Raw genomic sequence first — 12,264 nt, 5'->3', positions numbered from 1 at the left:
GGTGAGGGCTACCGGTAATCCATTTATTTGACGCATCCATTCCATATCTAAAAAGCTAGTTTCATATTTAGAAATCGAATAAGAATCGAGAGTAACTTTATGTAAATGTTGGGCTCCAGATAGGTTAGTAGCAAAGTTAAAACACTGCGCGTCTGGAGACCAATCTAAGCGGTTTTCGGTTTTTGTTGGGAAATCACAATCCATCTTGAAATCCCCCATATCGAAGCTTCCGCCTTCGACGAACACCATGTTCTCGATAGCTCGGACCACCACTTCTGCCGCTTTCTGCTTCTGATCTGGAGTTGCTTCTGGGTAAAGCTCATTGATATTCGACACAATCGTATCGATTTGCTTTTGTGAAACGGTCTCGCTAGACACCTTAATTGCTGAACTTTCGCTATTGCACGCAACCAATAAGGGAAGCACACAAGCCATACCTAACCATCTGTTTTTCATTTGGTATTCCTTTTACTTTATGTGCATATTTTACGCAAAAATAAAAGACGAGAACAGTTTCAAAGGCACTGTATGACTAGTTATAACGACGGCGTTCCTGTTTTAGGGAAGAGTCTGTTTGTGGTTAATTAGCAGTTATCATGTGCTGTCTTCTTAAACTTCGTCCTAATAGCAGGTATGTCGAACTCAAAATGCCATGTGACTTTGCCTATTGCATGAATAGATGCTTAGATCGCATACAGAAACACTTATATTGGAACGAAGAACTGTATGATTTTGCCCTATACGGGATCGGCTATTGGGAGTTGAAAGTGGAAAAAGTTGAATCAGAAGATGCGCCAAAGATTAATGTCAAGGAAGTCATTGAACAGCGTAGACTTAGTAAAATAAAGATGACTAACAAACTCCTTAAGCAGGCATCTAAGCAATCCTCTATGACGCACTCAAAGGTTACCGTTAGAAAAATGAAATCCCCCTAATACTGGAAATCAAGGTCACGAGAGTCTGTGTAACTCTTAGCTTAAATCAGGTTTAAAATACCACTCCATTGTTGCGCAATTGCGAAACAGTTTGATTGTCGAATGCCTTGTCCTGAATTTAGTTAAAAGGTTGTTGAACAAAGTTCTTATGAGGGTTTACTGCGTTCTAAACACATTTTAGGGCAGTTCTGAGCTTCTGAGCTAGTAGCTCATCATTGGACACTTTTGAGTTACATGAAGCTGCTAAGCTAACGAATATTAGCCTAATGTCAGCGAGCTTATTGAAGAAGTTTGGTTTGCCTACCCATGTCCTCAGATACTTTTTAAAAACCAAAATAAGTTCATTTCGCAACACTGCGATTCACAATCTACGCAACGAATTCCTAACGCGAAGGGGGCTTTTCTCGATTTTGGCTGATTTGTACGACAGACTGTTGCACAATAGTGAGGTGGCTCGTTTTACGAACAAGCAAGTCTGATTTTAACGAACAAAATCGACTAACAACAAACAAAAAACCATCAAGCCTAGACTCGATGGTTTTTATTAACTGCTTGTTCAGCAGGTCGGTTGCTTTCTTCCTGACCTATTCTTAGCTGCCTATTCGGCAGGACACTTGTTAAGCGTTTTGGCTTGGGAAACTCAATAATTCCTAGCTGCCTATGCGGCAGGACACTGTAGAATATAGTCTCTACCCATCTGATTCTGCATGCTTAACGTCACAATTCACCAAAATACCCTTTTTCTTCTTGCATCTGTAACTCATTATTTTTGAATCTCTAAAAAGATCTTTAGAAAAATGGGCAAACACGTAACTCTGGTACCGTGCCTTTTCTTTCTTGATTGGTGGCTAGACCATAGCTATTAAAGTTTGCTTCACCGCGCTCACTCACAAGCTCTTTTTGTACAAACAAAATATAATCTTCCCCAGATGAACCGCTGGAGATTGGTATTCGATGGAAGCTATCGACGACACGCTCTTCATTAGTGGCTGGTAACGATGGTTCAACACCAGATAGTTCGGCTCTCGCTATGCTACGTTTGATTCTTCGTTTCTTGGAACCTAAAAAGCTTTTCCCAATCGTTTGGTTACGGACAAACCTCACCTCAATCGCAGTGTCTGACACTTCACAAACACTAGAAATCTCAAACAGACCTTCATTTACCATCAAAGAAAAATAGGGCTGAAAAGAGAGTCCAACCATCACCTCCTTATCGTCAGCAACAAAGGCGATGGTTTGACCAACCGTAACGTCACTCCAGTCGGGAAAGCTCACACCTATTTTATTCATGGCTTGACGGTTATTGACCATAAACAAGTGCATTTGAGAGATACAACGCCCTGCTAACAGCTCATAGTCGGCTTGAACAGGGGTATAACGTATACAGAAGTAGTAACGCTTCGTCATAGTCATCCTTACTTCGCTTTGGAACAATTGAAGAGCCCCCCCTTAATCAAGACCGACATAATAAAGTGCACGTCATTTGGAATGGTCTGAGAAGCTGTCATTATCTCAATCCAATTCTCTGTATTTCTGACTAACTGGTAAAAGTCATTTCCATAGGAAACATGTCGCCTTGCTATAACGTACTCTCGGTCAGCTCCGTACTCATTCACTCTTAATGGCTTATCTGCTTCTTCATGCCACCAATCGTCAATCGATTGCAACGCTGCACCAATTTTCTGACCATGAAAAGCAGCAGTTTCTTTTCCGTTCAATAATTCTACGGTAGCTAACTGCTTAGTAGGAGCACCATCTTCTCGATCATCCAAGAACTCTTGGCTTGGGTAAACCTCATCCCCCCAACCGACTCCAATTTTAGCTTTGACATCCATGTAGAAATATTCGGTCGGGTCAGATAGGGCTCGCATCAAATAAGCTGTAAGTTTTTCTAGGCATTCTGCTGACGCTTCATCCCAATGACCATACCAAGAAAGCCTTGTTGCGTTTTCTACAATCAAGGTTTGTGAATCACTGGTGGTCACTTCTATCGACAATTGTCGACACTCTCTGTTTCTCCAAAGCCAAGTACCAAGCAGAATGTTCTTCGCGTATCGTAGAGCAAGTTCCTGATACCCATTGAGCTCTTGATATGTTTTCGCAAGTAACGAAAGTTTAGAGCGCACTTCGTCATCACTACAGGTATCTGGAGTTTGAGAGTTGGCTCGAATTCGAAGGGGGAATGCACAATAGATATCATCAACACCAGGTTTTACATAACACTCTTCGATGAACTGAGGATTGGAGTAAGCTAAATCTTGTGGAGCAACATTCTTTTCTACGAACTTGCCCCCTTTATATGCTTCTGCATAACCACCTTTTGGTGCGCGCAACCTAGTTCTATCAATTTCAAGGGGGCACATCTCACCACTTTTAGATAGATAGTAGAAATATGCTTTGCCAGCAGAGAGTGATCGAACGTAGTTCAGCTGAGTGCAAAGTTCCATAAACGATTAATCCCTATAGTTTTTTATAAGAATAGTTTCGCTACTGCATTCTATCGACCAAAAGGCATGGTTGAAAAAGTGATCTCTTCCACTAAAACGTACTTCTATCGGATTCACTTTCTTAGCTAACCCTATCGCATTTTCTGCATAGGCGTGACAATCGGTGATCGAGTTGCACCGTTTAGTTGGACGTTCTAACAAATGGTAGCCAATAGAAACTGGCAAATTATCAGCGCCTTTCGTTATTAAATGCTCTAGGTCATCAAAGTCACTCGGCTGGTTCTCACTTGGATATAACCATCGCCCGTAGGCTGGCAAACCTTTTATGACATGGAAAAGCTCACTCCTACTGGTCAACGTCCTTAGCCACTCAATATGTGTCGAGAGCTGTGGTTGGTATAACGCCCCTCCGGCGAAAGCAACGGGAAGTGCCGTTTTAAGCGCGGCCTTAAAATCTGAAATTCGGCTTTCACTATGAACTCTAATAACTAAGTCTATTTCTAGGTCCGCCAATCGTTCACTACGAATGGTAGGTCGTTTCGTGTTTGAAACCGTTCTAGCTTTAGCGAACGAGTTAGGCTCGGTAAGCTTCGCGGTCGGTTGAATGTTCTCGCTACGAACATAAAAAGAAAAACTCGAAAACTCAAACGGGGAATCACAATTAACTAACTTATTAAACTCTATTTGGTAGCGGTGCATAAAGCCCCAAATAGCCGTCAAAGAAGGAGCACCGCACAAGTAAGGGCTACTCATCGCTACAGCATCTTGCACCCTCATTGATGACAAATAGATATACTGGTCACCCGTTACCTTATCTTCATTGCCATTTGGTTTACTGATTTGTTCGAGGATCCATATGATTTGGGCTTTGACGATCTGCATAAGCTTGGGGTGATAGGCAAACTTGGTGGCATACTTATTATTTTGAAACACGAGATGTAAGCGGCGATTAAACTCACTAGCTAAAGAACCTAGATCCGATTCTGGTAGCGCCAAAAAGGCTTGAGCTAAAGTGTCATCATGTTCCAATTGCTGTTGATTAGGGTCAGCATCAACGATATCTCTTAACTCAATTAATGGAAGCATCCACAAGGCTATCTGCTTTCGCAATATCTTACTTCTAACCTTACGAGCGCCCTCTCTTTGCTTCTGTGTTTTTGATGGTTCTGAGCCAATTAAGTGATTTAACACCTGACAAATTTTGGCGTTAGTTACCTGATAGTCATCAAAGTAGTGACCACTCTTTTTGCGACTTTCAGGTAACGTCCCAACCTGCGCTGATTTAACGTCTAGCGGGTAGTTAAGAGCTTTCATATACCCACCTAAACTGCCACACAGGTTCCCGATACTCGCAGAGTTTGGCAGTGACGAAGACATAAAGCGAAGCTTACTTTCTCGACTTCTCGATCTCACTTCTAACTCGCTCTGAATGGTATGACTAACCACTGGGGTCACCGAAACATAATCATCCCCCCATGGAAACCGTAGCTGCTTGCTGTAAGGACTGACACTATCGGGAAAATGATTATCAAGAAGCTGTTCTTCAATTGTATGTTTTAAGCGAGCAAGTGACTTAGCACCTAAACCAAACTCTTTGAGCAACTCGACCCAAACGGGACTTTCATGTTGTATAAGTGAAAGAATGCATACGGACTGTGATTGCCAATTAAAAGGATTCAATAACCACAAAGTGTGACGATACACCGCAGAGTTATGTGCCCACCCTAGACGTTGCTCTAATACTCCGCTTGAAATGAATACCTCGGTTGTCGTAAGAGGCTGCGCGACTATCCGCTGATCTTTAACTCGGCAGTCTGGAAACTTGAGATTATGAGTGTGGAACCATTTGATCTCGTCAAGGGACGCCTTTAGGTTCTCAACCGCTTTTAAATGCCTTTTAGCACGGGCTACATCCAACCAATCCGAGCATCTATCTGATTGATGGCTTGAACTGAGATTGAGCAAGATCGTTAACGCCTCTTTTTCAAACCCTTCAACACAGACATCTTCCGTATAGGGCATGAACATCTTCTTTAGCGTAATCTGCTTTACTGCTTCGTCTTCAATTGCCAATAAGCCACTTAATTTCGTCATAATTACCACTCAGGTAGATACACACTTAAACCATCACTTTCAGAGCTCATTCGAGTCAGCTTTGTTTCGATGACACTTCTTAGAGTAAACGCCGACTCGTGACTCGCTATCTTTGTATGCATTCGCGGCCTAATCGCGGCTTTGATCTCACCAAACTCATACAGCCGATATACCTCATCTGTTGTACAAGAAAGCAATGTAGAAGCTTCTAGAGGGCTGAGTAGTACATCACCGATATTTCCTTTCGCGCTTGATGGAACTGTTGCCATGAGCTGAATAAAGTAAGCTAACACCTGTGTCAGTACGGTATTGTGACTCAACTGCCGACTAGGTAACTGACGACAATCTTTAAGCAGAGCGCCAAAGGCTTCATTGAAAAACATCTTCTTCCAATCTTTTACTCGAACAAGTTCTGCCTTCTCTTTCAAGGCATCGAGGTCTTGCCACTGTGCTGTTGGCCAAGCGCAACAATATTCAATGAATGACTCAAAACTGAGGTCATCGATATCACCATAGCGATTTACATACCAAAGTAAAAAGCCATAGCGCTCGGATAACGTCATTTCCCGCATTAGCAATCCCAAGGGTTTTGAATCATTTCCTGACAACCATTGAGCGACTAGTACCTCAGACTCTGGCGCGTCCTCTACTCGCGAGTTTCGGAGTTCAAAACCACATTCACATTGGTTAATACTCTCGGTACTTTGGTATTCAAGTCTCGACTTACACTCAGGACAGTGATGAACCAGTTTACAGCCATGGTGTTCACAAGCTTGGTGAGAGATAAATTGCCACTGCTGGCGAATGTAGGGTGCTTCGTCAATACACAGAGGACAAATAGGCGTGAAGCGTTTGCGAAGAAAAGCATAAGGGTAATCAACCCCGAATCTATATACAGCTTTGTATTGCGGAGAGAATTGAGCTTTTGAATGTGATAAAGCTAAGCGCAGCACACCAAAGTTATTGAGTTTTAATTGGTTCTCAAGATGGATAAGAACCCGTACTCGCATTTGGCTTGTAGTTTGCGCGTGGTAGATATTGACTCGGTTGAGCTCTAAGGGGAAAGCTCCAGCAATCGCTTCATGCTGATCCATTGTGTCGAACCAGATATCTTCTGCGAAATGAGAAAATCGCTCGTAACCTTGCTCTTGCGATAAACGCAACAAGAAGCTTTCGAGCGATTCGTCAGGATAAAGTTGAATGTCCGTTTCCACATGCCACCACTAAAACTTAGAGTTTCTAAGTTTTAGTATCGAAGATATTTCATATATTGCAACCATAGCTTTGCCAAAAACACCTACGAACTCATCCGATATACGACAGAATCGCTTGGTGATCACAAACTGTGATGCGAACGATCTAAGAAGGTTCTGCCCCTTTATGAGTTTCGAGAGTCAAGACGGTAGACTATTTTATTACTAAGTTGTTCACAGATATTTTAATAACCATGATCTGTTGATTCTCTTTTAGTACATTATCCCTATTGTATATTTTATGGGTTCTGCAATGTCTCGAAGTCAACGCCTTCTAGATCTTCTACAGCTACTACGGTGTTATAAATATCCAATCTCTGCTGAGAAATTGGCTAGTCAGCTTAATGTAAGTGTGCGCACTATCTATCGTGATATTGCTACTTTACAAGCTCAAGGTGCCGATATCGAAGGAGAAACTGGTCTTGGTTATATCTTAAAACCTAACTTTGATTTACCGCCAATGATGTTTAGCTTAGAAGAGCTTGAAGCCCTCAGGTTAGGAGCGGAATGGGTGGCAAAGCAAGCTAACGGAGAGTTTAACGAGGCTGCCATTAACGCACTTGCTAAAATCTCAGCAGTGTTACCCACCGATCACGAAGCTAAACATATTGAGAGCGTCATTAGAGTTGCTTCAGCTCTCAACGCTCCGAAGTTTATGATCTCTCTACACGAGTTGAAATCAATGATTCAGAAAGAACATAAAGTTGAAATTGTTTACGAAGATGCCAAAGGCTCTATCAGCAAAAGGATTGTGTGGCCAATTCTCATAGGTATGTTTGAACGACACTCTATTTTGGTTGCATGGTGTGAAGCACGAGATGACTTCCGTAATTTCCGACTTGATAGAATCCATTCGACTTCTCAACTTGATTCGAAATACAAGCGCTCTCGTCACTCTCTACTCACTGAATGGGAAGCCTTGGAGGGCATTAAACATAAGCGTATTCTCTACTGACAAAAACTGTCAGCACTTTTGGATATACTTGATTCAGTAATTTATGAAACGAGGGTGATTACTATGTTAGCAATTGATTCTATTGTTCTTTATGTAGAAGACGTCCAACTTAGCATGGCTTTTTATGAGGGTGTATTCGAGTGCCAACCAAAGCTTTTGTCACCAACTTTCGCAGTTGTAGAATTTGCTGAAAACGTGAAGGTTACTCTTAAACAAGCTGATGCTTTAACACCAAGTAGCCAAGTTCGAGGCGGCGGCACAGAGCTTTCTATCCCAGCAACAAGTCGCATCGAGCTAGACAACCTGTTCGAGAAATGGAAAAAACTGAGTGTAGTATTTGCTCAAGAACGTGAAGAATCTGTATATGGCGTTAACTTTGTTGCATTAGACCCAGATGGTCACCGCTTACGAGTATTTGCTTAACATTGCCTTTTGGTATGAGAGCTAGCATCTTTGCTAGCTCATTTATGTCCAGAATCTTCACAATTGGCAATTCGTATCTCAGAAGTGCCCCTTTATCATTTAGAGTAAAAGTTCAATCGCATTGCTCTTTCATTAGTTTGCCTTAGTAAAGGTTATGCAAAGTAACATGTGTAAATAGTGAACTCGTCGACCTCCTGTTAGAACCATTAAAGTCCGCACCGTACATGAATAGTGTTAGCTAAGTCACTCAAGTAAGCTACCCATATAGTTACCCAAACCATATCAAACAGTTAGAATATGTCTATTCAAGTAGGTAGGGTAAGGCATGTATTTAAGTAACTTAAAAGCTGAAGGTTTCCGGTGTTTTGGAAAAGAATTTAACGTCCAATTAGCAAGCGGATTAAATGTGATAGTTGGTGAAAATGGCGCAGGTAAAACGGCCATAATTAGCGCTATTAGACAGCTTTTTCACGATTCTGAATCAGGTAGATATAGCATTACTAGCGATGATTTTTTTAGCCCTTTTGTCGCTGGAGGCATAGATGCTTCATCGCTCTCTATCAGCGCTGAGTTTGATGGGCTAGACGCAGCTGACAAAGTTGCTTTTCTTCCCTGGGTGGGAGCCTCTAATACTGCGCTGTTAAACCTACAAGCTGAAAACAAGGAAGTTCGAGGGCGATTCAAAAAAGTTATTTGGGGAGGGATATCTAGAAGCTCCCAGTTTGATCCTGAGTTACTAGATCTCGTTCAGTGTATTTACCTTCCCCCATTAAGGGACGCTGAGGCAAAACTATCAAATGGACGCCAATCTAGGCTATCAAAGCTTCTAAAAGCTCTAAATCGTAAACAGTTAAAAGAGTGTAAAAGAGACACTAAACTTCATCCTCTTGAATCTAAGTTGAAAGAATTCAATGAATCATTGGCTGATGACGGAAAATTAGGGATTAAAGATGCTAGTAAGCTAATAAATGATAATTTGACCAAGGCAATTGGGCATTACTTCGGGCAAAAAACCAGTATCCAATTTGCAAAAAGTGATTTTACTAAAATTGCCGAAAGCCTGACCTTGCTCTTCTTCCCGGACTTATCTGTAAAAGATCAGGAACTGTTCCGTGAGCTTAGTCAAAATAGCTTGGGCTATAACAACTTGCTTTATATTGCGTCGATTTTGGCAGAGCTAACGCTTGATGGCGAAGATGAAGACCAACCACTTTTCAAGCTATTACTTATTGAAGAACCAGAAGCCCATCTTCATCCTCAGCTGCAAATAAGGCTGTTAAATCACTTAAGATCAGTGGCGGAGGAGAACAAAAATGTTCAAGTCATTGTAACTACACACTCTACCGTTTTAGCTTCTTCTGTAGACCTTGAGTCGATCATTCATTTGTCCAAATCACCAACCCCAGTAGCAACTCCTCTGCGTACCTGTGGACTTCCTAAAACTAGCAGTCAGTTCATAAACCGATGGTTAGACGTAACTAAATCAAACTTATTATTTGCAGGTGGCGTAATCCTTGTAGAAGGGATTGCTGAACAAATGATAATTCCAGCCTTGGCAGAAATCGTACTGAAAGAACAAGAAGAAGGTCGCCAAAACCTTGAAGACTTAGGCATCTCGGCAATTAACTTAAACGGAATCTATTTCAAGCATTTCATGCAGTTATATTGCAATATTGATAGCAAAGATGATGACGATAGGAGCTCCTGGAATAACATTCCTATAAGATGTGCCGGCATCACAGATCTAGATCCACCGAAGAGGCAAACAAGGCAGATTCCCGATCCGGAAGATACAAGCAAAATAAAAGAAATCGAAGAGGATTTCAGACCCTATGAAGGTAACACGAAAGACGGGACTAACCATGCCATCAAACTAGTTGCCTCTATCAATAAATCTACCAATGCTCGGCTATATGTTAGTAATTACAAGACCTTAGAGTATGACTTAGCTATGGAAGGAAACAATGCTGCGTTAATGTCTGAAATCATCGCTTCTCTGTGGCCTACGCCAGAAACAGGAACGAGCAAAATAATTGAACATTTTTCACAGCTAGCCTCGATAGACTGGACAAAAAAATCTCCAGAAGATGTCGCTGTAATGGCTCACAACATTCTAAAAAGAATTGACGACGATAAGATTGGGAAAGGGATTTTTGCTCAAGTGCTCACCGAAAAAATCCAACGTGAGGGTCGCCCTTTTGCTGTCCCTAAATACATCAGGGATGCAATTCTGTGGGCTACATCAATTGATGTTGCAGAGGAATGCTAATGGCTGTGGAATTTACTGATGAGCAACTTGCTTATGTGCACTCAAGCATAGAAGATAACATCTTTTTGGAAGCGTGTCCCGGAAGCGGAAAAACTGAAGTAGTTGCTGCAAAGGTTGCTAAGGAAATCGATGCTTGGGAGAAGCATCCAGGTGGGCTTGCTGCACTTTCGTTTGCAAACAGCGCTACCGACGAGTTAGCGAGAAGAGTCTCAAAGTATCTACCCAAAGGTCAGAGCAAATTCCCTCACTTTTTAGGTACATTTGATAGTTTTATATACAAGAATATCGTTTCTCCACTATCTACAGAACTGACAGGCTATACTGGAGAAAGGCACGATGCATCAATTCGCATTATTGAGCCAAGTGCGTATTTAGGATATCGAACTGAAACTGATATTTCAGAACGAGGGGGAATAAGTGCCCACCATTACTCCTTTGACCCGATAAAGAAGAAATTTATTTTTGCAACTGCTGACCAAAAGTTAGATAAAGCCCTTAATTCAATTGCCTTAGAAGACGCCCAAATACAAGATCTGATCACTACCAAGAGAAAAATGCTCAGAGGCGGGTTTGCTACCTATCAAGATATTGAATATTTAACCTATAAAGCACTGAAGAAAAAAGAGTTTAACAACTATTTTTCTTTGCTTGCGGTACGCTATCCACTAATTATTGTTGATGAGTGCCAAGATCTATCAGAATTACAACTAACAATTGTAAAGCTACTTGCCCGTAATGGAACAAGTCTCCACTTTGTTGGAGATCTTCATCAAGCAATTTATGGCTTCCGTAAAGTTGAGCCAGAAAAAGTAAAACAGTTTACACAAGATAATAATTTCACTTGCTTGTATCTAACGAGAAATTTTAGAAGTTGCCAAAACATCGTCAACCTTTGTGCAACATTAACTGGTCGTGACAATATAGTTGGAAACATGACTTGGCTTGAACCAAGGTGCTTAGTGCTTCAGTATGACAAGTGCCCTACAGAACTCATAAGTTCTTTCGAGGAAAAATGTGATGGGTTCGAAAACAACGTCGTTGTGTCAAGAGGCCACTCCATACTGAATAAATTCCAGACTTCTATTGCCAAGCCAAACAACATTCAGAGGCTAGCTCTCGCTGTTAAGCTATATGACCCCGATAATATGGAAGCTCTCAATCAGTCTTTACAGCACTTCTCAGAGTTTCTTCGCTATCACTTAAAGGAAAGCTATAAGCCAAACAGTTTAAATTGCCCTCAATCTATTACCTCTAACCTTACATGGCGCAAGTTTTTATATGGGGCTTTAAATTATTTGATTAGTAACTCTTTACAGAATGTTGATATTGAGTGGTCAAGCTGGGCAAAAAAAGCAAAGGTATTAATCCGAGCTCTCCCACAGCAGAGCTTTTGTTCTGAAGCTATTGCAAGCACACTAGCTCCGTTGGAAGACGTTAACTTAATTTCCCCGCCAGGATCTGCCAAACTTGAAGTTGCGCTGTCATTGACTGTTACTAACAAGCCATCTTTGCAGTTTACAAAAGGAACGATTCATGGTGCGAAAGGCGAAACCCACTCGGCCACTATAGTTATATCATCTGCTCGCTCTGGAGGTGATTCTCATTGGAAAGATTGGCTCAAAGACCCTGATAGCGAGGCTGCTAGGTTTGCTTATGTTGCATCATCAAGGCCGAGAGAACTTCTAATTTGGGCAGTGAAAACGCTGAAACCAGCAGAAAGGCAGCAACTAGAGTCGGTTGGATTTACTATTGTGTAGTGGATAGGGAAATTTAGTCACCACATGTAGGCAGGTCGCAATACTAGAATTAATCCGAAAAGTCAGAATGATCTTTGGGTCATAACTCAGAAATGTCCAGCAACGAGCTAGCTCATGTGATGGCTAGTTTG

9 protein-coding genes and 1 pseudogene are annotated in these 12,264 nt (G+C 41.6%); 5 read left to right on the top strand and 5 right to left on the bottom strand.

Annotation, left to right across the window (positions count from 1 at the left end; translation table 11 throughout):
• Nucleotides 1-456 (bottom strand): annotated as a pseudogene (locus OH459_RS11610) (formylglycine-generating enzyme family protein); the annotation flags it as partial.
• Nucleotides 457-767: 311 nt separating this feature from the next.
• Between OH459_RS11610 and OH459_RS11605 the strand changes: the two are divergent.
• The gene (locus OH459_RS11605; protein WP_269986839.1) at nt 768-935 is read left to right on the top strand and encodes a hypothetical protein; all 168 of its coding nucleotides are present in this window, start codon (nt 768-770) and stop codon (nt 933-935) included.
• A 789-nt stretch (nt 936-1,724) separates the two neighbouring features.
• Here OH459_RS11605 and cas6f read toward each other — a convergent pair.
• The 4 genes from cas6f to OH459_RS11585 are packed head-to-tail and all read right to left on the bottom strand — an operon-like array spanning nt 1,725 to nt 6,690.
• Nucleotides 1,725-2,342, bottom strand: a complete 618-nt coding sequence (gene cas6f / locus OH459_RS11600; RefSeq protein WP_269986837.1) for a type I-F CRISPR-associated endoribonuclease Cas6/Csy4 — start codon at nt 2,340-2,342, stop codon at nt 1,725-1,727.
• Between the two features lie 8 nt (nt 2,343-2,350).
• On the bottom strand, nt 2,351-3,382 hold the full coding sequence (gene csy3 / locus OH459_RS11595; RefSeq protein WP_269986835.1) for a type I-F CRISPR-associated protein Csy3: 1,032 nt from the start codon (nt 3,380-3,382) through the stop codon (nt 2,351-2,353).
• Nucleotides 3,383-3,388: 6 nt separating this feature from the next.
• The gene (locus tag OH459_RS11590; RefSeq protein ID WP_269986833.1) at nt 3,389-5,476 is read right to left on the bottom strand and encodes a type I-F CRISPR-associated protein Csy2; all 2,088 of its coding nucleotides are present in this window, start codon (nt 5,474-5,476) and stop codon (nt 3,389-3,391) included.
• Between the two features lie 2 nt (nt 5,477-5,478).
• A complete protein-coding gene (locus OH459_RS11585) occupies nt 5,479-6,690 on the bottom strand; it encodes a TniQ family protein (RefSeq protein WP_269986831.1) in 1,212 nt (403 codons plus the stop codon).
• Nucleotides 6,691-6,982: 292 nt separating this feature from the next.
• Between OH459_RS11585 and OH459_RS11580 the strand changes: the two genes are divergently transcribed.
• The 4 genes from OH459_RS11580 to OH459_RS11565 all read left to right on the top strand — a co-directional run bounded on the left by OH459_RS11580 (nt 6,983) and on the right by OH459_RS11565 (nt 12,133).
• Nucleotides 6,983-7,684 carry a helix-turn-helix transcriptional regulator gene (locus tag OH459_RS11580; RefSeq protein WP_045414334.1) on the top strand — a complete coding sequence of 234 codons (702 nt, stop codon included), beginning with the start codon at nt 6,983-6,985 and terminating at the stop codon, nt 7,682-7,684.
• 63 nt (nt 7,685-7,747) lie between these two features.
• On the top strand, nt 7,748-8,107 hold the full coding sequence (locus OH459_RS11575) for a VOC family protein (protein WP_269986828.1): 360 nt from the start codon (nt 7,748-7,750) through the stop codon (nt 8,105-8,107).
• A gap of 325 nt (nt 8,108-8,432) precedes the next feature.
• The gene (locus OH459_RS11570; protein ID WP_269986826.1) at nt 8,433-10,376 is read left to right on the top strand and encodes an ATP-dependent nuclease; all 1,944 of its coding nucleotides are present in this window, start codon (nt 8,433-8,435) and stop codon (nt 10,374-10,376) included.
• Nucleotides 10,376-12,133 (top strand): UvrD-helicase domain-containing protein, encoded by a 1,758-nt coding sequence (locus OH459_RS11565; RefSeq protein WP_269986825.1) that lies wholly within the window; start codon nt 10,376-10,378, stop codon nt 12,131-12,133. The genes OH459_RS11570 and OH459_RS11565 overlap by 1 nt, the downstream gene beginning before the upstream one ends.
• Nucleotides 12,134-12,264 lie beyond the last annotated feature (131 nt).

The sequence above is a fragment of the Vibrio sp. MM46 genome (assembly GCF_027587135.1).
Classification (GTDB): Bacteria; Pseudomonadota; Gammaproteobacteria; order Enterobacterales; family Vibrionaceae; genus Vibrio; species Vibrio harveyi.
The sequence above is the reverse complement of the archived record's forward strand: the minus strand, read 5'-3'. Positions and strand labels throughout refer to the sequence as shown.

Coding starts and splice junctions, on each gene's coding strand:
- cas6f (WP_269986837.1), bottom strand. CDS start 2,342: ATGACGAAGCGTTACTACTTCTGTATACGTTATACCCCTGTTCAAGCC.
- csy3 (WP_269986835.1), bottom strand. CDS start 3,382: ATGGAACTTTGCACTCAGCTGAACTACGTTCGATCACTCTCTGCTGGC.
- OH459_RS11590 (WP_269986833.1), bottom strand. CDS start 5,476: ATGACGAAATTAAGTGGCTTATTGGCAATTGAAGACGAAGCAGTAAAG.
- OH459_RS11580 (WP_045414334.1), top strand. CDS start 6,983: ATGTCTCGAAGTCAACGCCTTCTAGATCTTCTACAGCTACTACGGTGT.
- OH459_RS11575 (WP_269986828.1), top strand. CDS start 7,748: ATGTTAGCAATTGATTCTATTGTTCTTTATGTAGAAGACGTCCAACTT.
- OH459_RS11570 (WP_269986826.1), top strand. CDS start 8,433: ATGTATTTAAGTAACTTAAAAGCTGAAGGTTTCCGGTGTTTTGGAAAA.
- OH459_RS11565 (WP_269986825.1), top strand. CDS start 10,376: ATGGCTGTGGAATTTACTGATGAGCAACTTGCTTATGTGCACTCAAGC.